Source organism: Serratia sp. 3ACOL1, assembly GCF_003668775.1.
In the GTDB taxonomy this organism is placed as follows: Bacteria; Pseudomonadota; Gammaproteobacteria; order Enterobacterales; family Enterobacteriaceae; genus Chania; species Chania fonticola.
The window spans coordinates 2160902-2184683 of record NZ_CP033055.1; the positions used below are offsets into that span (position 1 = coordinate 2160902).

At 51.8% G+C, this 23782-nt stretch carries 24 protein-coding genes and 2 pseudogenes; 10 read left to right on the top strand and 16 right to left on the bottom strand.

What is annotated here, in order from left to right; translation table 11 throughout:
• Nucleotides 1–68: 68 nt before the first annotated feature.
• The 3 genes from flhC to D9980_RS26670 all read right to left on the bottom strand — a co-directional run bounded on the left by flhC (nt 69) and on the right by D9980_RS26670 (nt 2152).
• A complete protein-coding gene (gene flhC, locus D9980_RS09980) occupies nt 69–653 on the bottom strand; it encodes a flagellar transcriptional regulator FlhC (RefSeq protein ID WP_021180920.1) in 585 nt (194 codons plus the stop codon).
• On the bottom strand, nt 653–1003 hold the full coding sequence (gene flhD, locus D9980_RS09985; RefSeq protein WP_121607180.1) for a flagellar transcriptional regulator FlhD: 351 nt from the start codon (nt 1001–1003) through the stop codon (nt 653–655). Before flhD ends, flhC begins: the two co-directional genes overlap by 1 nt.
• Before the next feature lie 957 nt (nt 1004–1960).
• Complete coding sequence (locus tag D9980_RS26670) at nt 1961–2152, bottom strand: hypothetical protein (RefSeq protein WP_162304252.1); 192 nt, start codon at nt 2150–2152, stop codon at nt 1961–1963.
• Between the two features lie 201 nt (nt 2153–2353).
• Between D9980_RS26670 and ydgT the strand changes: the two genes are divergently transcribed.
• The 3 genes and pseudogenes from ydgT (at nt 2354) to D9980_RS10000 (ending at nt 4598) form a co-directional block, all read left to right on the top strand.
• Nucleotides 2354–2569, top strand: a complete 216-nt coding sequence (gene ydgT / locus D9980_RS09990) for a transcription modulator YdgT (protein WP_024485780.1) — start codon at nt 2354–2356, stop codon at nt 2567–2569.
• A 153-nt stretch (nt 2570–2722) separates the two neighbouring features.
• Nucleotides 2723–3132: pseudogene (gene uspC / locus D9980_RS09995) on the top strand (universal stress protein UspC).
• Between the two features lie 435 nt (nt 3133–3567).
• Nucleotides 3568–4598 (top strand): annotated as a pseudogene (locus D9980_RS10000) (NADP-dependent oxidoreductase).
• A gap of 44 nt (nt 4599–4642) precedes the next feature.
• Here the strand turns inward: D9980_RS10000 and sbmC are convergent.
• The 3 genes from sbmC to D9980_RS10015 form a co-directional block, all read right to left on the bottom strand.
• The gene (gene sbmC / locus D9980_RS10005) at nt 4643–5110 is read right to left on the bottom strand and encodes a DNA gyrase inhibitor SbmC (protein ID WP_121607181.1); all 468 of its coding nucleotides are present in this window, start codon (nt 5108–5110) and stop codon (nt 4643–4645) included.
• A gap of 38 nt (nt 5111–5148) precedes the next feature.
• Nucleotides 5149–5991, bottom strand: coding sequence for a tryptophan 2,3-dioxygenase (kynA, locus tag D9980_RS10010; protein WP_024486569.1), 843 nt, complete (start codon nt 5989–5991; stop codon nt 5149–5151).
• 185 nt (nt 5992–6176) lie between these two features.
• Nucleotides 6177–6944 (bottom strand): phytanoyl-CoA dioxygenase family protein, encoded by a 768-nt coding sequence (locus D9980_RS10015; protein ID WP_121608993.1) that lies wholly within the window; start codon nt 6942–6944, stop codon nt 6177–6179.
• A gap of 245 nt (nt 6945–7189) precedes the next feature.
• Between D9980_RS10015 and D9980_RS10020 the strand changes: the two genes are divergently transcribed.
• On the top strand, nt 7190–8017 hold the full coding sequence (locus D9980_RS10020; protein ID WP_121607182.1) for an AraC family transcriptional regulator: 828 nt from the start codon (nt 7190–7192) through the stop codon (nt 8015–8017).
• 97 nt (nt 8018–8114) lie between these two features.
• Here D9980_RS10020 and mgtA read toward each other — a convergent pair whose 3' ends face one another.
• From mgtA to D9980_RS10040, 3 genes are all read right to left on the bottom strand, one after another.
• Nucleotides 8115–10814 carry a magnesium-translocating P-type ATPase gene (mgtA, locus tag D9980_RS10025; protein ID WP_121607183.1) on the bottom strand — a complete coding sequence of 900 codons (2700 nt, stop codon included), beginning with the start codon at nt 10812–10814 and terminating at the stop codon, nt 8115–8117.
• 198 nt (nt 10815–11012) lie between these two features.
• Nucleotides 11013–11711, bottom strand: coding sequence for an MgtC family protein (locus D9980_RS10030; protein ID WP_021180910.1), 699 nt, complete (start codon nt 11709–11711; stop codon nt 11013–11015).
• Between the two features lie 472 nt (nt 11712–12183).
• Nucleotides 12184–13056, bottom strand: a complete 873-nt coding sequence (locus D9980_RS10040; protein WP_121607184.1) for a LysR substrate-binding domain-containing protein — start codon at nt 13054–13056, stop codon at nt 12184–12186.
• 105 nt (nt 13057–13161) lie between these two features.
• Between D9980_RS10040 and D9980_RS10045 the strand changes: the two genes are divergently transcribed.
• Nucleotides 13162–14574 carry a pyridoxal-dependent decarboxylase gene (locus D9980_RS10045; RefSeq protein WP_121607185.1) on the top strand — a complete coding sequence of 471 codons (1413 nt, stop codon included), beginning with the start codon at nt 13162–13164 and terminating at the stop codon, nt 14572–14574.
• Here the strand turns inward: D9980_RS10045 and D9980_RS10050 are convergent.
• Nucleotides 14528–15265 carry a GNAT family N-acetyltransferase gene (locus D9980_RS10050; protein ID WP_121607186.1) on the bottom strand — a complete coding sequence of 246 codons (738 nt, stop codon included), beginning with the start codon at nt 15263–15265 and terminating at the stop codon, nt 14528–14530. The two genes, D9980_RS10045 and D9980_RS10050, sit on opposite strands and share 47 nt — an antisense overlap.
• Before the next feature lie 687 nt (nt 15266–15952).
• On the opposite strand from D9980_RS10050, the gene rcsA reads away from it, so the two are divergent.
• Nucleotides 15953–16582 (top strand): transcriptional regulator RcsA, encoded by a 630-nt coding sequence (gene rcsA / locus D9980_RS10055; protein ID WP_121607187.1) that lies wholly within the window; start codon nt 15953–15955, stop codon nt 16580–16582.
• Between the two features lie 187 nt (nt 16583–16769).
• On the opposite strand, the gene dsrB is transcribed toward rcsA, so the two are convergent.
• From dsrB to D9980_RS10070, 3 genes are all read right to left on the bottom strand, one after another.
• Nucleotides 16770–16970, bottom strand: a complete 201-nt coding sequence (dsrB, locus tag D9980_RS10060) for a protein DsrB (protein ID WP_021180904.1) — start codon at nt 16968–16970, stop codon at nt 16770–16772.
• 221 nt (nt 16971–17191) lie between these two features.
• Nucleotides 17192–17404, bottom strand: coding sequence for a transcription antiterminator/RNA stability regulator CspE (cspE, locus tag D9980_RS10065; RefSeq protein WP_004946278.1), 213 nt, complete (start codon nt 17402–17404; stop codon nt 17192–17194).
• A gap of 287 nt (nt 17405–17691) precedes the next feature.
• Complete coding sequence (locus tag D9980_RS10070) at nt 17692–18588, bottom strand: ion transporter (RefSeq protein ID WP_237734237.1); 897 nt, start codon at nt 18586–18588, stop codon at nt 17692–17694.
• 171 nt (nt 18589–18759) lie between these two features.
• Here D9980_RS10070 and D9980_RS10075 point away from each other — a divergent pair, with 171 nt between their 5' ends.
• Both D9980_RS10075 and D9980_RS10080 read left to right on the top strand, forming a co-directional pair.
• Nucleotides 18760–18969 carry a hypothetical protein gene (locus D9980_RS10075; RefSeq protein ID WP_021805739.1) on the top strand — a complete coding sequence of 70 codons (210 nt, stop codon included), beginning with the start codon at nt 18760–18762 and terminating at the stop codon, nt 18967–18969.
• A 137-nt stretch (nt 18970–19106) separates the two neighbouring features.
• Entirely contained in the window at nt 19107–20114 is a 1008-nt protein-coding gene (locus D9980_RS10080) for an NAD(P)H-quinone oxidoreductase (protein WP_121607188.1), read from the top strand.
• Nucleotides 20115–20162: 48 nt separating this feature from the next.
• Here the strand turns inward: D9980_RS10080 and D9980_RS10085 are convergent, their stop codons facing one another.
• Entirely contained in the window at nt 20163–20552 is a 390-nt protein-coding gene (locus D9980_RS10085; RefSeq protein WP_021180899.1) for a YidB family protein, read from the bottom strand.
• 84 nt (nt 20553–20636) lie between these two features.
• Nucleotides 20637–20885 carry a GlsB/YeaQ/YmgE family stress response membrane protein gene (locus D9980_RS10090; protein ID WP_021805741.1) on the bottom strand — a complete coding sequence of 83 codons (249 nt, stop codon included), beginning with the start codon at nt 20883–20885 and terminating at the stop codon, nt 20637–20639.
• 486 nt (nt 20886–21371) lie between these two features.
• Between D9980_RS10090 and D9980_RS10095 the strand changes: the two genes are divergently transcribed.
• Nucleotides 21372–21788, top strand: a complete 417-nt coding sequence (locus tag D9980_RS10095) for a VOC family protein (protein ID WP_121607189.1) — start codon at nt 21372–21374, stop codon at nt 21786–21788.
• Between the two features lie 45 nt (nt 21789–21833).
• Here the strand turns inward: D9980_RS10095 and D9980_RS10100 are convergent, their stop codons facing one another.
• On the bottom strand, nt 21834–22031 hold the full coding sequence (locus D9980_RS10100; protein ID WP_121607190.1) for a hypothetical protein: 198 nt from the start codon (nt 22029–22031) through the stop codon (nt 21834–21836).
• Between the two features lie 126 nt (nt 22032–22157).
• On the opposite strand from D9980_RS10100, the gene D9980_RS10105 reads away from it, so the two are divergent.
• The gene (locus tag D9980_RS10105; RefSeq protein WP_121607191.1) at nt 22158–23714 is read left to right on the top strand and encodes a GGDEF domain-containing protein; all 1557 of its coding nucleotides are present in this window, start codon (nt 22158–22160) and stop codon (nt 23712–23714) included.
• Nucleotides 23715–23782 lie beyond the last annotated feature (68 nt).

The following is a 23782-nucleotide window of genomic DNA, read 5'->3' on the forward strand; positions in this document are numbered from 1 at the left end:
CGAGAGCCCGGAGTACCGAGCCCTTGAGTTTCACCAGTCTGTGTTGCTGTATAAACCTGCAAGCAGGCTCAGACTGCGCGTTTAACCTGCTCTTCCAGCAGTTGTGGAATAATATCGGCCAGTTGCGGCGAAAGTTTACGTCTTTTTACTGCGCGGGATGGAGGTTGGCATAAACTGCAGACAAAACTGTTAAGCGGCTGGTGCGCATGGGTGATAAAAGCGCCACCACAGCAGCTACAGGCGGATAGCTGCAACATACCGCTGTCGACAAAACGCACCAGCGTCCAGGCTCGTGTGAGCGCCAGCAACGGGGGCTCGCCTGGCTGCTGCGGGCACTGTTCCAAATACAGTCGATAGGCTTTGACCACGGCTTCAACCCCGTGGCACTGACCGCATTTGAGCAGGAACTGATAAGCATTGAAAAACATCGACGAGTGGATGTTTTGCTCCCAGGTCATGAACCAGTCGGTCGAGAATGGCAACATCCCTTTGGGCGGCGGACTGCCGCGTAATTCTTTGTACAGTTTGATCAATCGCCCACGGCTAAGCTGCGTTTCGCTCTCCAACATCTGCAAGCGCGCGCCCAGCGTGATCAGTTCCATGGCGAGTTGAATGTCCTTGGCTTCCTGAACAATACTTTTCTCACTCATCATCAGGCTCTTTTCTTCGTCACACTACCGCCTTTACCCGATAGTTCTTTGAGTAAATGGCTCGATAGCAAAATGCCGGTGTGGATCTGTTGCAGATCGTCCACGCGAGATTCTTTCGTCAGGTGCTCGATAGTATTGTGGTCGTTGAAACGGAAGTGGCAAACCAGCTGATTAGTTTCTGCCAGTTTTACCATTTGCGGCAACGTGAGTTGCGACAGCGCATCCGCCATTGAGTTATCAATACCCAGACGGAACATTGCTGACGCTTTTTCATCGTTAATCAGACGCTGTGCCAGAAGCAAATATGACAAATTAATGTCATAAATATGTTTAAGTAGTTCAGACGTACCCATATTCCCATCCCGACAGACTATGTTTAAAAACATACGCTGGGTGATAAATTATCGCCCATGACCTGGGTTCATTCCCAAAGTTGGCAAACAAATCCCTGTACGCCAGCCGCGACAACTGCGCGACTATACACATTTCGGGTTGTTACTCAGTATTTTGATACACATGCAATTGCATGTATGGATATACAGCATCCTGCTTCAAAAGTGTGTTTTTCGTAAGACGATTTTTACAAATATAATAAGATTAATCTTAATAACAGCGCAACTCTACCCCCGATCACTTAGCCCACACAACGTAAGTGACCTGCAATTTTAAAAACAATGTGACGTAGATCACAAAAATAAAAAATATCCACCTTGAAAAGGCCAAATTCTGACCAATTATTAACCTCCGAGCTGTGCAATAAATACGCTAAAGTAAGAAAAGGTCTTAAAAACTAGGTTTTACAGCCTAAAAATACGCGTTTTTAGATCAATTCGAACAAAAGCTTAACTAAAGCCAAATCACAGAGAAAAAATCTGCCACCCTGCCACCAGAGCAGCTTAAAATACTGATTGTCATTTAAAACCAGCTCCTTATGAATAAAATTACCCGCTAAAACATCCCCGACTGAAAAGTAAGATTTAACTTGGGTGGCTGTTTCAATTTTCGACAGAGCGACTCATGCGGTTAAAGGTGCAGTATTTTGGGCTGAACAAGTTAACAGAAGTAACAATGTGTTTCGTGGTAAGGGAGTCGACAGGGGGGCAAGTCAGAAAAGATAATGCCAACTAGCGTTGCTCGGCAAGGAAAGTCGCAAATTGATTTTTACTTAGCGTTTTAATTATTATTTAAGATATCCGACCTATTATATGGAAAATTCCTAACCCCCATGACAAAGATCAAAAAGTGCATTAGGTCATCTATGCTTTATTGTCTAGCTATTTCTTCAGCGCTGGCGAGATTATGCTTGAGCCTTACACCCCTTTAGCAAAAATTTTGAATGCGCACAATGAAAATACATCGGGCATCCACTTTACGCCGTTGCCGCCAAAACCACTGCCATTATCATTTTCTTTGCTATAGGCATAGAAACGTAGCGCTATGCTGGCAAACGTCTCCTGAGCCAATAAGGTAAGATTCCCCCTAATTGACAGTTTATCTGTCAAGATATATTGCCCAGATGCTCGGCACATATTATCATTCGGGGGTGCCTCCTCCCCTACCAGGGGTATTTTGGCTAAGCGTGTTCCATTTACTCACTTTTCTTTTATTTTGCCTGGCGACATCTCTTCATCTTGTGGCGATTTCTGCGAATATGTGAGATTTTTCTTTCCGCTTTAATACTATTAATAGGCTATGTTTTAACTATGACAAGTACGATCGATTACCTGATGACGTTTCGCAAATGTTCCAGCCTGGACAGCCTGGAAAAAGTCTACGACAAGCTGAATTACTCACTGACGGACGACAATGAAATGAGCAACATGTACCGTGCTGCGGATCATCGCCGTGCGGAACTGGTCTCAGGCAAACTGTTTGACCTGGGTAGGGTGCCAAAGTCACTCTGGGCACAGGTGCTTTAATCCCGCAGACAGTGTTGCGCGCATCTTTTTATCTTTTATGGCGGAATCTCTTCCTTGCCCTGGGGTTTAGCGTTGCGCGTGATACAAACCACATTTATTGCGCAGGCATTGCTCTACCCTTTAAGCACACATTCAGGCAAACGGGAGTAGAACATGGGATATCACAACGTTCTGGTTACGGTGGCAGTCGCAGCGGACAGCCACCAGCTGGTAGAGAAAGCCGTCTCCATCGTGCGCCCCTGTGATGGGAAAATCACGCTAGTCAGCATCATTGCCAATGCCGAGATTTTCCCCGCCCCATGCTGGGTGACCTGCGTGCGTTGATGGAGGAAGAGACGCTGCTGTTTATGGAGGAACTGTGCCTACGGGCAAACTATCCCAATATCGCTACGCGGATCATTCACGGCGAGTTGGGCGACTGCCTGGCCTACGCCAACCAAAAGCAACCCTTTGATCTGGTCATCTGTGGCAACCATAGCGATAGCATGATGAATAAAGTGGCCTGCTCCGCCGCGCGCTTTATCAATACCAGCAGCATTGACGTGCTGATCGTTCCGCTATAATGCACAGTCATCACCTCCAGTTGGCTATTCAAGGTCGACCGCTTTTTTCTTCTAACAAATTAAGTGAGTCGTAAGCAATACCAGCTCGCCAATGAAGCTCCGTTTACTCTACAATCCCCCTTAATATCATCATCAGCGTCAATATATCATATCGGAATTATCGCAACCCCATCAATATACCCAATATCAAATATCACTGTTACCTATGGTTAACAACAAGATTTCGGTCGTTATTTTTCATCACGATATAAGAAAGTGTTCAACGAACATTCCGTCACCGAAACTATTACGCAATACTTTTCAACACGGTTCCCGCTACGCTTTTTACGTTATCGCATAAGTGCGCACATAACGCTATTTTCCACTGCGACAGATTAACTAGACTAGCCAGTACCTGAACGCCTTTCGTTCAACACCGTCGCCAAGGAGTCATCGATGTCTCAGCAAGCGCATAACCGCCGTTTTGTTTTAGCTTCACGCCCTCACGGGGAACCGCAGGCAGACAATTTCCGCCTCGAAACCAGCCCCCTCCCTCAGCCCGCCGCCGGGCAGTTGTTGCTGCGCACGGTTTATCTTTCATTAGATCCCTATATGCGTGGCCGTATGAGCGATGCGCCCTCTTATGCCCCCCGGTACAGATAGGCGAAGTGATGGTCGGCGGCACAGTATCCCGCGTGCAGGCCTCACAACATCCAGACTTTAACGTTGGAGATTGGGTGCTCGGTTACGATGGGTGGCAAAGCCATGCGTTGTCGGACGGCAGCGGCCTGCGTAATCTGGGCGCCAAACTGGATCACCCTTCCCGGCTCCTTGGCGTATTAGGTATGCCCGGGTTTACCGCCTATATGGGGCTGCTGGATATCGGCCAGCCACAGGCAGGCGAAACCTTGGTGGTCGCAGCAGCCAGCGGAGCCGTAGGTTCCGTGGTAGGTCAGATTGCCAAGCTGAAAGGATGCCGCGTGGTGGGTGTGGCGGGTGGCGCAGAGAAATGCCGATATGTGGTGGATGAACTGGGATTTGATGCCTGTATCGATCACCGCTCGGACGACTTTGCGGCCCAACTGGCGGCAGCCTGCCCCCAGGGCATCGATATTTACTATGAAAACGTCGGCGGCGCAGTGTTTGATGCGGTTATTCCTTTGCTCAATACCAAGGCACGTATCCCCGTCTGTGGCATTATCGCCCATTACAGCGCGACCGAGTTACCACCTGGCCCAGATCGCTTGCCGTTGTTACAAGGCCTGATCCTGCGTAAACGCATCAAGATGCAGGGTTTTATCATCTTCGATGATTACGCAGAAAGCTTCGGCGAGTTTCTACAACAGATGGGGGAATGGGTCAGCCAGGGCAAGATCAAATTCCGCGAGGACGTAGTCGACGGGTTAGAGAATGCCCCTCAGGCCTTTTTCGGACTGCTGAAAGGGAAAAACTTCGGCAAGCTGATTATCCGCGTCGCCGAGGAGTGATCCTCTGTTCAGGGCGCTATGCGCCCTGAACCCTTTACGCACGTTCAGATCTTGGTTACCGACTGGCAAATCTCCAGATCAAAGTAGCCATCAGCCACGCAATCATTGAGATAATGTTCATAGCAAACGCCTTCAGACGGCCGATAGCCGCTGGCGGTTAACAGTTGCTGGTAAAAATTACGCCAAGGGGTAGCGAAATCCCCATCGGTGATCCGCACCCGGTACACGGCGTACTCTCCTGCGGGCAGGGTTTGTATCACCATGTTTTCGCTGCCGGCAGGCAGCACAAAATCATCGGCAACGGTAAACACCACGTCGGCACGCAGGTTTTCCGCTGCGACCTGGTTCGGATCGTCCCAATAGAGTACCAGCCATTTCCCCACGGGAATGCCTTGCCGTTGTTGCCAGGCCATCAGTTGCTGAAAACCCAGTGGGACTGATTGCGCATAAGGCCCCACAACCCGCACGCCAACGGCCTTTTCTACCGGTTTTTGCTCAATTCTTACCGCCATTGTCATCACTCCTCTCGCCTATGTCCGGAACAGTAGAGTCAAGCGCCAATTTCGGTTCGTACATCCAGCAATTCAGGGAAAAATGTCAGTTCTAACGCCTTCTTCAAGAAACTAACGCCGCTGGAGCCGCCGGTACCCGATTTAAAACCAATGATCCGCTCGACCGTTTTCATATGGCGAAAACGCCATAGATGGAAGCTTTCCTCGATATCCACCAGCTTCTCGGCCATTTCGTAGGCCGCCCAGTAGGTTTGCGGATTATCGTAAATCAGTTTGAACACCGGTAACAGCTCTGGATTGCGCTGGTAAGGCTGGGTCCAGTCTCGTTCAATGCATGCCTGAGGTACCGCAAGACCGTGGCGGGAAAGGTAGCGGAGGAATTCGTCATACAGGCTCGGGGCTTCGAGGATCGCTTTCAGCGCCGCATGTTTTGGCGCATCGTCGCTGAAGACGGCCAGCATGGCGGCATTTTTGTTACCCAACAAAAACTCGATCGAACGATATTGATGGGATTGGAAACCCGAAGAGTTACCCAGCACACCACGGAACTCCACATATTCCGACGGGGTCAGCGTTTCCAGCACCGCCCATTGTTCAAACAGCAGGCGCTGGATCTGCTTCACCCTGGCCAGGATCTTGAAGCAGTGGCTGAGCTTATCCTGCTGCACCAGAGTCCTGGCTGCCTGCAGTTCATGCAGCATCAGTTTCATCCACAGTTCCGAAGTCTGGTGCTGTACAACAAACAGCATTTCATCATGATGCTGTGGGTTGGAAAGTGGCTGCTGACAATCCAGTAGTTGATCCAGGCACAGGTAATCACCGTAGCTCATGCGCTTGGAAAAATCGGTGACGATGGCGCTTTCTAGTTCCCGCTGATTCATGTTCTCTCCCATGTCGCTCACGCTTTTGGCAAACGTGACGCGCATTGCTGGTTAGCAAGTGAAGAGAAGACAATAGTTCATACCGGCAACATTAACGTAACAATTAACGAGAGCTGCCTCGCAGATCTGGTACTGACATCAGGTTTAAACGGGCGCTGCATGCAGCACCCATACAAACAGAACATTCAGAGCACATCCAGCAGCCATTTTTGCGCCGGAGTCAGTCGGCTAGCCGTTTCTTCCTTCAACCAGCGGCGCTGGTCTTGCTGAGCGATATCTGCGCGGTCGATATAGAGTGCGTGCAATACCCTCCGCCGGGTACCGATCCTGTTCTGAGTCCCTCCATGCCAGGTGTGTGCGTTGTAGATCATTACACTACCAGCAGGGGCTGCAAAAACAATTTCATCGGGATGTGCCAAATCGGGATCGGCCAATACATCTTCCGGCAGTTCCGGCCGCAGGTGCGTTCCGGCGATAATCCGCGGCGCGCCGTTCTCCGCACTCAAGTCATCAATCGCCCATATCGCATTGACCAAGTGTACTTTGGGAAAATCGGGGCGCGGTTTTTTCCAGTCGGCATGCAGAGGCTGATGGCCGCCACCGTGCAAGGCTTCACGGGCATTGAGGCTCGATACTTTGAACTCACCGTTGAAAATATAGCGGCAGGCAGACAGGATCAGCGGGTGCGACCACACCTTTTCCCAAACCACACCTTTATTCACCATGTTGGCAATGCGCGTTGCCGTCGCTTCCTGATGGTGCTCAATGGCCAGGTTATCCCCTTCTTTCTCCACCAGCTCATCAATAAGATTGCGCATAGCCACCAGCCAGTCAGGATCGGCCACATTGTGCACCACGGTATACCCCAACGTATCAAGCTCCTGCTTCATCTGTGCCGTTAACTCGATGCTGGCTCCTAAAGCCTCTAGGTATATCTCGGATTGACGCTGCATCATGATTTCTCCATTTACTTTTTGATAACATAACGGCAAATTTACTGGAAGCCTGGGCCAAAAACAGGGGGCTTTTACTACGAAATACTGGACACAGATGTACGCCAGCCAAAAATGTGACCTAGGTCATAAATGTGCAAAAGCCCGTTAAATGCCGGGAAATATCACCTTAATTGCGCTGCCCGCTTGGGTTTACCATCATTCCTAAATGCATCGTTAACCGACGAAGCGCACTGGAGATCGCGATGTCTGAAACGCTAGTTACCCTGCTTGAACAGCTGATTGCCCATCAGAATACTATCCAGGTAAAGTTTCCTGAGCCCACTTTTCCCGCCCCGCCCCTGGCCTTCTGCGTGCCTTTTCCGCGGCTTGAAATAGTGATCGAAGGGGAAGTCGAAGATCAGTGTCTCCCTTTGGCAAATAACACGCTCTCCAGCTATCAGGTGCTTTATGTCCCTGCGGGCAAATGGAGCTTTCCGCAATGGACCCAGCCAGCCACCACGCTGAGCATCTTGTTCAGTAAGCAAAAGCTGGGTTTCAGCCTGCAAAGATGGGACGGGCAAACGCTGTGTGAAACGCAAAAACAGCACGTTGCGCGGCGTGGGCCCAGAGTCGGCTCATACCTGCTGCTGGCGATGAATGAGGTTTTGCTGCAACCTGATGCATTGACCTCGCAGCTGATCTTTACCGCGTTGGTCAGCCACTGCTTGGAACAGCTCGCAGGCCAAGGGCAAACCGTCAGTAAAAGCCAGGAACTGCTGCTGGCCATACAGGATTACCTTGATGACCACGCTGGGTTGCCGTTAACACGGGAAAGCGTTGCCAAACGATTTCATATTACCCCTAACTATCTGTCCCACCTGTTCCAAAAATCTGGCCCCGTCGGTTTCAATGAGTACATCACCGGGGTGCGCCTCGAGCGGGCGAAACATCTATTGCGTGGTTATGATCTGAAGATCAAAGAGATCGCTCATAACTGTGGGTTCGACGACAGTAACTATTTTTGCCGGATATTCAAAAAGCATACCGATCGTTCCCCGTCGGAATACCGCAGGCATTGCCGCAGCCTGTAGCAATATTGCTGATTGATGTAGGGGCCGCATGATGCAGCCCCTAAGAAACGGGCGATTGAGGTTTATCACCGGGCGTAACGCCCGGCGAAAACACAGATTAGAACCACTTGCCAAAGCGGCGGATGTAGTAACGCTTCATCAATTGCGCCACCACACAGTAGCTGACCAGCGTGGCCACCAGCCAAGGGAAATACTCCCACGGCAGCGGTTGCAACCCGACCCATGCCCCGAGCGGCGAGAACGGAATATAGATACCGAGTGCCATAATAATCCCGGTGGTCAACAACACCGGCAGCGCCGCCGTGCTCTGAATGAACGGGATCTTCTGGGTACGCAGCATATGCACTACCAGCGTCTGAGACAGCAATCCTTCAATAAACCAGCCGGACTGGAACAGAGCTTGATGCTCTACGCTATTGGCGGCAAACACGAACCACATCAACGCATAGGTAGTGATGTCGAAAATCGAAGACGTCGGCCCAATCCATAACATAAAGCGACCAATATTCTTGGCATCCCATTTGCGGGGTTTACGCAGGAACTCTTTGTCCATCTTGTCCCACGGCAGGGAAAGCTGGGAAATATCGTACATCAGGTTCTGTAACAGCAGGTGGATCGCCAGCATCGGCAGGAACGGAATAAACGCACTGGCCACCAGCACCGAGAACACGTTGCCGAAGTTGGAGCTGGCGGTCATGTTCAGATACTTGATGATATTGCCGAAGGTTTCACGCCCTTTGATCACCCCTTCTTCCAGCACCATCAGGTTCTTTTCCAACAGGATGATATCGGCGGATTCCTTGGCGATGTCAGTACCTGTATCGACAGAAATGCCCACGTCGGCATCGCGTAACGCCGGGGCGTCGTTAATGCCATCCCCCAGGAAGCCCACGGTGTGGCCATTAGCCTGCAACATTTTCAGCACGCGTGATTTTTGCAACGGCGTCAGCTTGGTGAATACCGTACGTTGCTCAACTTCACGCATCAGATGGGCATCGTCCATCTGTTCAATCTCCAGGCCGGAGAGCGGCGTTCCCGGTTCCAGGCCGACGTCACGGCAGATTTTACAGGTGATTACCGGGTTGTCGCCGGTCAGCACTTTCACCGCCACGCCATTTTCCTGCAGGGCGGCAATGGCTTCACGAGCGCTCTCTTTTGGCGGATCGAGGAAGGTCAGCAGACCTTCGATCACCAGATCGCGTTCATCCACAATACTCAGTGGCAGAGTGCAACCTTCCAGACCCAGATCTCGCGTTGCCAGCACCAGCACGCGGAAACCATCTTCATTATACTGGCACGCCAAAGCCTGCAAATCGGCACGGCGAGCCTCGTCAAGCGCCAACACCTCCTGCCCGACACGGACGTGAGTGGCGATCTCCAGCATCTCTTCAACTGCACCTTTGCAAATCAGCAGTTGGCGCTGTTGTTCATCCTGTACCACGATCGACAAGCGACGACGTATAAAATCAAACGGCAGCTCGTCAACCTTGCTGTAGCGCCCCAACGCCTCAACGCCTGGCTGGCCCTGGCCAAAACGGATCACCGCCTGATCCATCAGGTTCTTCATGCCGCTCTGATGGAAGCTGTTCAACCAGGCTAAATGTAGCACGTGGTTATCCTTGCTGCCGTTCACGTCCAGATGGTGTTCCAGAATGATGCGATCCTGCGTCAGGGTGCCGGTTTTATCGGTACAGAGCACGTCCATCGCGCCAAAGTTCTGGATCGCATTCAGCCGCTTGACCACCACCTTGCGGCGCGCCATGGCAATTGCGCCTTTCGCCAGGTTCGAGCTGACAATCATCGGCAGCATTTCCGGCGTCAGCCCCACGGCGACCGCCAAGGCAAACAGGGCCGCCTCCGTCCAGTCTCCCTTGGTGAAACCGTTAATCAGCAAAACGATCGGCACCATCACCAACATAAAGCGGATCAGCAGCCAGCTAACGCTGTTTACCCCACGGTCAAAGGCAGTTTGCGAACGGGTACCGACGATCGACTTAGCCAGAGAGCCAAAGTAGGTGCGGCCACCGGTCGCGACCACCACCGCCGTCGCCGTTCCGCTGGCCACGTTGGTGCCCATCAGGCAGATATTGGCCAACTCCAGCAGTTCGCTTTCGCTGGAGGCATCAATCTCGCTGGACTTTTGGCTCACGCCGGCCAAGGCATCGTATTTTTCGATTGGGATAGCTTCGCCGGTCAAGATGGCCTGGCTGATAAACAGATCGCGTGAGCTGAGCAAACGAAGGTCCGCAGGTATCATGTCCCCGGCGGAGAGCTTGATAATATCGCCCGGAACCAACTCACGAATGGGAATTTCCACCGCTAACGCCTGGGTGCTGAAATTACTGCGGCGCAGCACCGTTGCCGTGGTACGCACCATCGATTTGAGTGATTCGGCCGCTTTATTGGTGCGGTATTCCTGCCAGAAACGCAGCAACCCGCTCAACGTAACCATAATCAGGATAATGATGACGCCGGTAAGATCGGTTTCCTCGCCGTTTTGCGTGGGTAACCAGTAATCGGTAAAGAAACTGATCCCTGCCAGCACCATCAACACAAAGATAAACGGGTTGTTAAACGCGCTGACTAACTGCACCAGCGCATGCGGTGCCTTCTCATGGGCAACCTGATTACTACCGAAATACTGCAAACGCTCCTGGGCATCTTCCTGAGTTAATCCGATGCGGTTACAGTTCAAATTAGCCAACGTTTGATCGAGGCTGTTCTTTGCCTCGAGAGCAATGGCATACGGCTCGCGCTGTTTATCACGGCGGCGGCTATTTTCTTTAATATGGGTCATGACGCTATTCTCTTTTTTTACTTTGCACACAGGGTTACCCCGCCCGTAATAACGGGTGAACATGCACAAAGTGGAATTTACTTTGTTGGCGTAGCTAAAGTAACGCTAATAACCTTAACTACGCAGAATAAATTGTTTCTCTGGGGGGGAACTTGCATAACACATCCTTATCACCTGTCAGGTGAAGGTTATTTATCGTTAAACGGGTAATTCTGACGCCACGCGCCAATGCACGGCACTCACGCTGCGTTCTAAACTAATACGGCAGACAATGCCCTCAATCTCTTTTTGCGCGGCCGGATTAGCCACAATTTCCGCACAGACTTCCAACTGACCAGGAATGGCAATATCGGCGCTACGCAGCGATTGCAGACGTAATGCCACGCCGTTCAATGCCTGTAGGATCAGGGTACGAACCAGGATTTCATCCTGCTCCCCGCAGGTGACCTGGACACGATAACGCAGCTCCAGATCCACCGCCTGCTGCTGGGGTTGCAGGTTAATTCGCTGCGCCGCTTCACGCAGCAGGATATTGGCACACAGGATCACCAGGGTGGCGCAGACGGCTTCCCAATGCTGCCCCAGGCCACATAGCACGCCGATGGCCGCAGAGCACCACAAGGTAGCCGCCGTGTTCAGGCCGCGGATATTCAGCCCTTCCCGCATAATCACACCGGCACCGAGAAAACCGATACCGGAAACGATCTGCGCAGCAATACGCCCCGCGCTGGAAGGCTCGGTGTCAAAAGAGCTCAGGATAAACACTGCGGCCCCGGTCGCAACCAAAGAATTGGTACGCAAGCCCGCCATACGCTGACGCCATTGACGCTCGGCACCAATAACGGCGCCCAGGCCCATTGCCAGGAATAAATTCAGGATAAAAGGAGTCATAGCCATGATCTTCCCCTTAATTAATCATTGAGGTTGAATCATGTGCTGTTAAGCACACGCGAAATCGCGCCGATAATTAATCAGCGGGTCAGCGTTTGAGTGCCCGGAGGGAAAAGGCCGTGGTGATGGTTAAATACCATAATAATATCCGAATCAATACGCCCAATGCGCAAGCGCCTCGGGGACAACAATCATGTTCGGGTTGGCACAGCTCGGAATAACTAGAGAGGGGTGCTGCCCGCCGTGTTCGGCAAGCAACAAATCACGGGAGATTGGTCAACTTGCCTTTATTATTTCGCTACTACTGCAACTGTCCAATTGGTTTTCTCCACGGTAATTTTGGCTGGAGTATAATGACATGAAGTTGTGAAGTAAAGGTTATATTATTAAACGAAGCCTAAACCGAGTATTACCCTTATTTAATGACTGTTATAGGCACAATAATATAAGAGGGCTAATCGGGCTCAGCAATGGGCCCCTACGCTACGAGCTGTTGCTGTAGCCAGTTCAGTAACGCTGCTACCTCAGGCGATAAGCCGGCGGCTTGTGGCCACACCAGATAGACATCGCTATCATTCAAATGCAGCGCGGCCGCCAAAGGCACCAAGCGCCCTGCTGTAATCGCATCCTGCGCCAACACGGCCTTCACCAGCGCAATACCAAACCCCTGCTCGGCTGCGCGCAGCAGTAACCCTGCATCATTGAACAGCGCTAACTGTTGCCCACCGCCAATTCTCCCTACGGCGCTAAACCAGCTATGCCAGGGAGTGACGTCATGCTCAAGCAGCGGGATCTGTGGATCTCCAGCATCAAACGCCTCCTGCCATTGCCTAGCCAGCTCCGGGGTCGCTACCGGCAGCACTACTCCTGGGGCGATACGCTGAGCCTGAACGCCTGGCCATTGGCCATCACCAATGCGGATCGCGGCATCGAATCCTTTACGGTCGAGATCCTGAATCGCCAGCGAGGCATCAATATCCAACCGGATCCCAGGGCAGGCACGATGAAACTCCGCCAATCTGGGCAACAACCAGTAATGCGCAAAGGAAGGCAGCACGCTGATGCGCAGCATCTGACTTTCCGCTACCCGTCTGGCTCGTTCAACGCCCTGTTGCAAAGCGAGTAAGGCAGGCTCAGTTGCCGCCAGCAGTTCACGCCCCGCGGCATTTAGTCTTACACCACGCCCGGAGCGATCAAAAAGTGGGTAGCCAATAGCCTGTTCGAGCTGCTGAATTTGTTGGCTAACGGCACCATGAGTCAGGCTGACGCGTTGCGCCGTGGCACGCAAATTCTCCAGACGGGCAGCGATCACAAAGGTTGGTAAAAGATGCAGGGGAAGACGCTCATTCATTGCTGGTTAGCCTTACTATCCAAAAGGGTCATTTTTTATCGATATTAGCACTGTTCAGGATCGCCTATAGTGCAAACCTACTGGCCCCTAACCCAAGGCATGACCATGCACCCACGTTTGCAGCAGGATCTCGACGATTTACCCCACATACTTAACCATACCAACCAATTGGCGCAGGGCTTCCTTGCCAGCTTGAGCCAGCGCGCGGTATGTCCGCCCTTGGCCGACCAACAGTTGCAAACCGGCGACGATCGGTTGGCCGAAGAGGGTTGTGGGGCATTAGCGGCGTTAGAAGAGTTTTGGCAACGCTATGAGGCTGGCCTTTCCGGCAGTGCCGGGCCGCGTTACTTTGGTTTTGTCACCGGCGGCAGCACCCCTGCGGCGCTGGCTGCCGACTGGTTGGTTAGCACTGCCGACCAGAATAGCCAACTGAGTAATGATACCGTGGCGGCCGCGATCGAACTGGCAACGATTGAGCAATTGAAAACCCTGCTGCAACTGCCCACCGACTTTAGCGGTAGCTTTGTCAGCGGTGCCACCATGGCCAACTTCACCGGGATCGCCATCGGCCGCCAGTGGTTAGGGCAGCAGCGTGGGATCGATGTGGCGCAGCTTGGCTTGGCCGCCTTGGGGCCAATTCAGGTCCTTTCCGCCAATGCCCATGCCAGCAGCGTGAAAGCGCTCAGCATGCTCGGTATTGGGCGTGATGCTTTAAAGTCTATTGCCAGCCAGGCTGATTGCGAAGCTATTGATATCGAAGCGCTGGAGCGTCATCTGGCCGCCACGCCAGATATCCCGACGATAGTGCTCGCCAGCGCAGGCACGGTAAACACCGGCGTTTTCGACGATCTGCCCCGCCTGCTGGCACTACGTGCACGCTATCCCTTCTGGTTGCATGTTGATGCCGCCTTTGGTGGGATCGCGGCCTGTTCTCCCCGCTTGGCCCATCTGCTGGACGGTTGGCACCAAGCGGACTCAATCACCGTAGATGCCCATAAATGGCTGAATGTCCCTTATGACAGCGCCATTCAATTTACCCGTCATCTGGCATTGCAGATGCAGGTGTTCCAGAATCACTCAGCCTATCTGGAGGCCCCCACGTTGCGCCCAGACAACTATTTGCACCTGACGCCCGAGAACTCGCGGCGTTTTCGCGCCCTGCCCTTGTGGATGGCATTGAAAGCCTACGGCAGCAGCGGTATGCGGGAGATCGTCGAGCGTAACGTGACGTTAGCGCGATATTTAGGTGACGGATTGGCGGCCAGTGAAGGCTTCCGCCTGCTGGCCCCAGTGGATCTGAACATCGTGTGCTTTGCGTTGAAGGGCGTTACAGGCGATACCACCGCCGCACGCAACCGCTTCATCGATCGTTTGGATCGGCACGGCGTAGTGCGCTGCACGCCCACCAGCTATGCGGGCCAACCGGGTATTCGGGCAGCTCTGGTGAATTGGATGACTGAAGAGCAGGATATTACTTTGGCACTGGCATCAATGCAGGTTTGTCGGGCTGAGGTCTGAAAGTGACGAGGCGTTGCTTCTGCTGGCCGTCGGTTGTGATATTCAACGGCGATAGCCAGGCGGTAAACGCCTCGCGCAATACCGGCCATTCACCATTGATGATGGATAGCCAGTCCGTGTCGCGGTTGCGCCCCTTTCTGGTCATTGCCTGACGGAAAGTCCCCTCAAAGGTGAAGCCCATACGCAGTGCAGCCTCGCGAGAGGGGGCATTCAGACGATCGCATTTCCATTCGCAACGGCGAAAGTCCAAGTCGTCAAAAGCGTGCTTGAGCATCAGAAAGATGGCTTCACTCCCCATCGCTCGCCGCTTCATCAAGGGTGACCAGTTGATCATCCCCAACTCCACCACCCCGTTGGCTTGATCGATGTTCAAGAAAGCACAGGTGCCGACCGCTTTACCGGTAGTCGCATCAATCACCGCCAGGGTGTTTCTACCCTGGGTTGCCAGCTGTCGCTGCAAGTACTGTTGGAAAACAGGCAGCTCCGTGGGGCGTTCACTAGACAGATAGGTCCAGTCACGCCCGTCTTCCGCCAGTTGGTAGGCATGAAACAACTCATCAGCACGGCGCGCGATATCCATCGGCTGCAAGCAGCAGAAACGCCCTTGGAGACTCTGTTTTCCCGGCTCACCTGCAGGTTGCCAGCCCTCAAGCGCTGTACCAATGGGTTGCCCAAACTGATTGTGATCCACCTGTCCTCCTGATCGTGAGTTGAAATCGCATCTAGCAGCATTTCGATGTCTCTGCGCAGTAAGAAGATACGTCAGGAAAATCGATATGTCGCGGATAAGTCATTCACTCTGGAATCATTAACAAATGAATAATTTACATTAGTTATTTAATTAACGACCACATGGTTAGCAGAACTACTTATTTTGACTTAATTCCATTCATAGACGCCTTCCTCAAACACATAAAAGTAACTAAGAATCGTTACCATTGGAGCCAATACATTGATACAATCAATTGAATAAGCAAACTTAATGGCGTTTAGTGATGAAACAGAAGCAACAAAATCAGTCAAAAGACCGCCAACTCTGGCGTCACAGCGAACCATAAGCCAACCTTAAGAATTATCTGATTAACGGAAAATAGTTCCACGATGAAAATAGCTAACCTTAGCAACAAATTTAAGGCTGACTACCCGGCGTCCAGTGATATTTCCAGCCGAAAAGTCACCACAGCATAATAAGTCGACTTAAGCTAAACTGATGCTTTTGGTAGATTTAAAAATATAATTTGAAAAGACGTTGAGTCATGCCGGTTTTATTGATAGAAAGTTGCATTCATAAGATGTGATTTTTTTATAACTTTTAGCCTTTTATCTTCAGGCTTTTCTTTTTATAACCGCGTGGAAACGGACTTAAGTGGGAGGCTCTATGCCAATAATCATTATGGATTCATGCAGTTACACTAGATTAGGGTTAACCGACTACCTGACGTCGCACGGGATGAAAAAGCGTCAGATTAGCGCTGTAAATCATATCGACGGCCTGCATGAGAAGTGCGCAAAACTTAAGCCTAATATGGTATTCCTGAATGAAGACTGCTTCATTCATGAAGCGGATGCGACAGAAAGAATAAAACGCGTGATATCTCTTAATCCCGATACTTTATTCTTTATTTTCATGGCCATCACCAACGTACATTTCGACGATTATTTATACGTCCGCAAGAACGTGATCATCTCGTCAAAATCAATTAAACCGCAAACCATGAGCCAGTTGCTCACCCACTACCTCGAAAGAAAGCTGATTCGCCCGGAAAAAAGCTCGCTGGATCAGACACCTGTCACTCTAAGCCAAACCGAGTCAAACATGCTGCGCATGTGGATGTCCGGCCAAGGCACCATCCAGATCTCCGATCAAATGCAGATCAAGGTGAAAACCGTCTCTTCCCACAAGGGAAACATCAAAAGAAAGATCAAAACCCACAACAAGCAGATTATCTACCATGTTGTCCGCCTGACCGACACGCTTACCAGCGGCATTTTCGTCAACAGCCGTTAATAGCCATTACGGCCAAATAAAGTGACAGCGGAACGCTGTGGTTAGAGTACGACAGAAAAACGCCCGTTTTCAGCGGCAATGCTGCCGCTACGGGTATTTAGGCAGGCTTTCAACACCGCATAACCATGCGGCCAGGTTTCAACCCACCTGCCAGACCAGCGGCAAGCTGTTAATTGCAGGCAAAGATTTAATCCTGTTCAGCACTGCGCAATTCTACAAAGGTGCCATCGCGGCTATCGATCTCATTGAAGAACCACACGCCCGCCGGGTAATCTTCCAGTGACACCAGATACATCGTGCCTTCATTAAACACTTCCACTTCCAGCACTACCCCTTCCCGACGAGGGCCGCCGTCGGTCTTTACCGTCACCAGATCGTTAACTTTCATGCTCTACCTCGTTATTTATCTCGGATATCAGTCTATTACAGTTGACGAAAAGAACCCACCATTGCGTAATACGGCGATGACTACTAAAGCTTAGCAGAATGTCAGGCTGGTCTTTCAGAGCTCTGACATACGACCGTGAACGGTTTTTCCGCCTACTGGCCCAAATCGCAGACACAAAAAAACCCGCCTTGGCGGGTTTTTGTTAATCAGCGAGAGGCCGATTAGATAGCGGTAACGTTAGCCGCTGACGGACCTTTAGCACCGTTCTCGATAGAGAACTGTACGTTCTGGCCTTCAGCCAGGGTCTTGAAGCCTTGATCCTGGATTGCAGAGAAGTGTACGAACACGTCTTTGCTGCCGTCTGCAGGAGTGATGAAACCAAAACCTTTAGACTCGTTGAACCACTTCACTTGACCTTTGATCATGTTAGACATGTTGAATTCCTTCAATAAAAAATTTAAGCCACCATGGGCATGAAATAGCCGGTCATCAGTTACTTATGGAGGCACTAGAAAGGAAATTCGTCAGTGAAGAGCTATCAAGGATAACGCTTTAAATTTGAACTACTTTACTCAAAATGTCGTGCATAAATAGGTCTGTACCACAGGCCGAGAATCATTAACTCATGTTGGGCGTTTAATAGCAACTCTTTTTAGCTCGTGAGGCTGGAAAGGGAGAGCGAACGCACAGAATTTGCTCCCCGCTGGCGAAATTATCGGCGTTATCTTGTGGATTTCACTGACAATGGTGGTAACGCGGCGCCACAAAATTTACAAAACTTCGCCTCAGTTTCATGCCCACCACAGTCGCATTGCACACAATGGCGCTCTTCCCGATAGCGCCGCATCTCCTGCGACATGTAGGCGGTCAGGATGCCCGTAGGCACCGCAATAATCGAATACCCAACCAGGATCAGCACCGAAGCCAGCATCCGCCCTAAGGCCGTATGAGGCACAATATCGCCGTATCCCACGGTGGTTAACGTGACTACCGCCCAGTACATCGACGCGGCAAGGCTGGTAAATCCACCAGCGCCCCCTTCCACCGCGTACATCAAGCCGCCAAACACGCACAGCATCACGCCGACAAAGCCAAAGAACATCGCCAGCTTATGGCGCGCCAGCTTGATGCTGCGCCAGACAATACCCATCTCGCTCATGTAGCGTAACAGTTTCAAGACCCGCAACACGCGCAGTATCCGCAACACACGCAGCAGAACGACATACTCCACCGCCATATGCGGGAATAGCCAGATGATATACATCGGCAGCATCGTCAACAGATCGACAATGCCAAAAAAGCTGATGGCATAACGCTCTTTACTCGGCGTGCACCACAACCGCAACAGATATTCCGCAGTAAAAATGACGGTGAAAAAGACCTCAGCCAAAAGCAACTGATGAAGCACTTGAGCATTGGGGGTATACACCGAGCTGCCGCCGGGTTCGAGAAACAGCAACAGCACGCTGAGCAGCGCCGAGCTCACCCAAAATAACTGCATCCTGCGCCCGATTCGGGTTTGGTTACCGAACAACAGCTGGTAGCTACGCTGGCGTAGGGTCTGTTTTCGCACTTTGTTGGTCATAATCCAATGTCTGGTCAAAAGGTTTGCGCTCATACTAAATCCGAACCTGCGCACAACCAAATTTACTCCATGACAGGATCAGGAGAGAACGAGCGCCAGGCCGCAAAATGGCCCGACGTCATATTTTCATCACAAAAATGTCACAATCCAGCCATATGATGGCTAGCGATTATCCGCTCCGGGTTAACACCAAGGATTTCGCCTATGAACACCGTAAAAGCCATTAATCACCAACAGGCAGAGACGCTGATCCGCTCAGGATCGGCGAAAAAGATTGAGCTGGCCTATGACATTGACAGCGACGATTTTTTCCAGCTCGCCAGCCTGTGGTGCGATCAGGGTGCCAAGATTTCCAAAGGCAAAAAGCACTTTATCGTCTCGCTGAAAGGTTTTCGTATTCCGCCAAACGACTGATCCTCTGCCCTCTTTGCGGCGGTATCTCTGCTTGTCGAGACAAAACCGCCCTTTCGCACACATGCCAACTCTGTTATCCCTATAAGATAATCCAGCCGGGAATACCCCGAATACGCAGATTGATCAAGGAGAACGGCATGTCATCCAACGCACAACTACCTGAAAACATGAAGGTCATCGAAATCAGCCAGCCGGGCGAACCAGAGGTTCTGGTGAGTGCTGAACGCCCGTTACCAGTATTGGCCCAAGGTGAAATACTGGTGAAAGTCGCTGCCGCCGGCGTCAACCGCCCAGATGTTATGCAACGCCGTGGGCAATATGCCCCCCCTCCGGGCGCCTCGGACATTCCCGGGTTGGAAATTGCTGGCACGGTGGTGGCCGTTGGCGTTGGGGTACAACGCTATGCCCCGGGTGATGCCGTATGTGCGCTGATCGCCGGTGGGGGCTATGCCGAATACTGCAAGGTGCATGAAAGCAATGCGCTGCCGGTCCCGAAAGGCTTCAGCATGATAGAAGCCGCCGCCATGCCAGAAACCTTCTTCACCGTTTGGGTCAACGTATTTCAACGTGGTCATCTTCGGGCCGGGGAAACCGTGCTGATCCACGGTGGTACGTCAGGCATTGGCACGGTTGCCGCCCTGTTGGCCAAAGCCTTCTGCGCCTATGTCATTACTACCGTTGGCTCTGAAGAGAAACGTGAGGCCAGCCTGGCGTTGGGTGCCGACGTCGCCATCAACTATCGCACCGAAGATTTTGTCGAACGGACCAAAACCGCCACCAATGGCAAAGGGGCCGATGTCATCGTCGATTTGATCGCGGGGGATTACGTGGAGAAAAACTACCGTGCCGCTGCAATGGACGGGCGTATCGTACAGATCGGCACGCAAAATGGGGTAGTGAAAGAACTGAACCTGATGCCACTGCTGCTGAAGCGCCTGACCCATACCGGCTCAACGCTGCGGGCGCGCAGTGTGGAAGATAAAGCCCAGATCGCTGCCGAACTGGAACTGAAAGTGTGGCCATTGCTGGAACGCGGGGAGTTAAAACCGCAGATTTTCCAGACGTTCCCGTTGGAGCAAGCCGCACAGGCCCATGCCTTGATGGAGTCCAGTGCACATATCGGTAAAATTATGCTGACGCTGTAATAGCAGCCCTCCGGCCAAAAACCGGAGGGCTAGGCGGTGTCCCTCATATCAGCCGAACAGTTTACCTTTCAGCAAATCCATCCCGGCGCTCATCAGATCGCCGCCCTGTGGCTCCTGGCCATTGGGTGACAGTTTGTCAGTGATCATCGGCAAATACTGGGCAATCAGGGCAGAAGCCTGCGCCGGATCGATCCCCAATTTGCCAGCCAGTTGTGCAATGGCATCGGTACTTAACGCCTGCTCAACGTGTTCGCCACTGATTGGCTGATTTTCACCCGTACCGATCCAGGAGGCGACCACGTCCGCCAGATTTCCCTGGCGGAATTTGTCCAGGATAGCCGGCAGGCCCCCTTGCTGTTCAACCCACTGCAAGATGGCGCTGTAATCCATGCCTTTACCACCGCTCAATGCCCCGACTAACCCATCCAATAATCCCATCGCTATCCCCTTCTCAAACGCTGTACGTTTGTTGCATTTAAAAGAAAAGGGCCGCCGCAGCGACCCCTATTGATCGAACCCGGCTTAGCTTCTGATCTTTCTGTAGACAAAAAGCACCACCAGAGCACCGATAACGGCAACCACAAAGCTGCCCAGGTTAAAGCCATCAACCCGGCCCATACCGAAGAAGGTACTGATATAGCCGCCGACAACTGCACCCACCACACCCAGGATCACGGTCATGATAAAGCCGCCGCCGTCTTTACCCGGCATGATCCACTTGGCCAAAATACCAGCGATTAACCCAAAAACGATCCAGGAAATGATACCCATTTTTACTCTCCCCAATTGACCCATTGCCCGAACTTGCTGGCAACAGCATTATCAAAACGTTTACCGTCAGAGACCACCCTCTGACAGTATTTACGTCTCTGTACCTTACTACTATAGTCAAAAATCAGCGAGTTACCTACCTCTTGCAGTCTGAAAATCACCGTGTGAAATTTGTGCAATTTTCATCCAGCTGTCATCTTGTGTGGCGATAATCAGCTATACTAAATGATGCTCAACTGAACTTCGACCGAGGATAGCGCCATGAGCAACCCCCCTTTCATGCTGTTTTTGGTTTTGGTTTATACCTTGGCCGCCGTGTGGGATGGTTCCGCTGCGCAGTTGTTTATGTGAAAGTCGTCGGCCAAACAGCCATTAACCATTCCTGACCAAGACGTTTTTATTCTATTCGGCGCTCCTTTGGTCGAACATCTTCACTCCCTACAAATTCAGCAACCTTGCAGGGCATGGGATCCAAGAGGAGGAACTATGTTGATTCAACCCTATCTGTTTTTTGCCGGTGACTGTGAGCAAGCGGTGAATTTTTATGCCCAGCAGCTAAACGGCAATATAGAAATCATGATGCGTTACAAAGATATTCCGGCAGAGGAGCAGCAAAATGGGCCGCCCAATGCCGATCCTGAGTCGATTATGCATGCCAGGCTGGTGATCGGGGATAACGTCATTATGGCATCGGATGGATGCCCGGCCGACCCAGGCGGGCAGACACATAGTGGGTATTCACTGTCGATCCTCAGTGAAAACGTCGAGCAAGGTGAGGAAGTGTTCAACCGGCTAGCCCAAGGTGGCACCATCACCATGCCTTTCCAACCGACCTTCTGGGCCAAGGGCTTTGGCATGCTGACCGATAAGTTCGGTGTCAACTGGATGGTCAACGTCGAGTAGCCGCATGGTGCAGTGCCTGGCTGTGAGGATAGGTACTGCCCAGCGCTAACGATGCCAGCTAGAAGCCACCAGGGAGAACAAGACAAACAACACCAGCAACAATACCAGAGCCAACCGCCAGAAAGGCATTTTGCGCCGCTGGTAGGCGATAATCATCACCCCGGCCAGCGCCAGAAGCGTAAACGGGTAATATACCGCCAGCGTCAGTAAAACCTGCATCATCGCGTCAGATAGTGCTGCCATGTGCCTCCCCGGTACCAATTTATGCTGAACATATCCTGGAAATATAACGGAACATGCAAGATGGAAATATAAGGGTTAAGATTGTTCGCAATACCCGTACCTAACTGATTCCATGACAGGAATGCTATGCTAGCACCTCAGCTCCCGCCCCAAAAACAGCCATTATCCGGGAAAAACAAAAACTCGCCGTTACTCTATCAGGCTGGCGTGTTCGTTATTATCGTCGTGCTTACCCTGATCATGTTCAATGCCTGGCAAATCTGGAACGCCCATCAACGCAACCTGCAAATTGCTGAAAATGACTCGCAGAATCTGGCCCGATCGCTGGCACAGCATGCCGAAGATACCTTTGCGCAGGTAGACAGTAACCTGGCCGATCTTAGCGAACGGATTGAAACCGATGGCTTGGGCCAACCCCAGCGTTTACGCCTGCAAAAAATCATGCAGAGCCAGGCCAGTCACTTTCCGCAACTGCATGGCAGCTTTGTCTATGATTCCCAGGGCAACTGGATCCTGACGTCCAACGGTAAACCCCTCAGCCATACCAATAATGCCGACCGGGCGTACTTTAAATACCACGTCACTCATAACAATAATATGATTTATATCGGCGAGGTGATCCGCAGCCGCTCGACCGGCGATTTGGTTATCCCGGTGTCGCGCCGCCTGAACCATGCGGACGGCAGCTTTGCCGGCGTGGTCATTTCGACGCTGTATGTCGATTATTTCCGCCAGTTTTACAACACCTTTGCCCTTAACAACGACGCCTCACTCAGCCTGATACTGGCCGACGGCTCCATTTTGTACCGCCGCCCGTACAATGAGGATGCCATCGGGAAAAATATCTCCCACAGCCCTTTATTCCGCGAAGTTCTGCCGCACTCGTCCTTTGGCAACGTCACCATGGTCTCACAGTTCGATAATGTAGAACGGGTTTATGGTTATTCGCAGGTGGAACGTTACCCGCTGGTGATCACCGCAGGGCTGTCGAAAAAAGACGTTCTGACCGACTGGCGCAACGATGCGTCACTTTTTGCACTCGGTGGAGGAGTCCTGCTGTCCATACTGCTGGCCCTGGGGTTGGTGCTGATACGTCAGATTAACCAAAGCGTACAGACCGAAGTCGAGCTGGTGCGCACCCGTGATCAACTGACGCTGATGAACCACACGCTGGAAGAACTGGCTTTGCTGGATGGCTTGACCGGCCTGGCCAACCGCCGTCAGTTTGATATCGCGCTAAAAAACGAAATGACGCGGGCAGCACGTAACGATCGCAGCGTAGCCCTGTTGATGCTGGATATTGATTATTTTAAACAGTTTAACGATATCTACGGCCACGTGGCTGGGGATCAGTGTTTGCAGCAGTTGGGCCGCATGCTGCAAAGCATGGTCAACCGCCCTGGCGATCTGATGGCGCGTTACGGCGGTGAGGAGCTGGCAATTATTCTGCCGGATACCGATCTTCAAGGCGCAATCGTCTTTGCCGAACGGGTCCTGGAGGGCATCCGGCAGTTGAAGATCGCCCACACAGGCAGTCCGCTGGGGATTATCACCGCCAGCATCGGTGCCAGTGCTAAAGTCCCGCACCCATATAACGATACGCCGCTAAGCTTGGTCAGCCTGGCGGATAACGCCCTGTATACGGCGAAAAAAAGCGGTAAGAACCGGGTTTGCAGCCTCTAGGCTCAGAATAGTTAGGGTAGATCATTTCAGCAAATAATGGGGCATCTTAACATGATGCCCCCGACGAT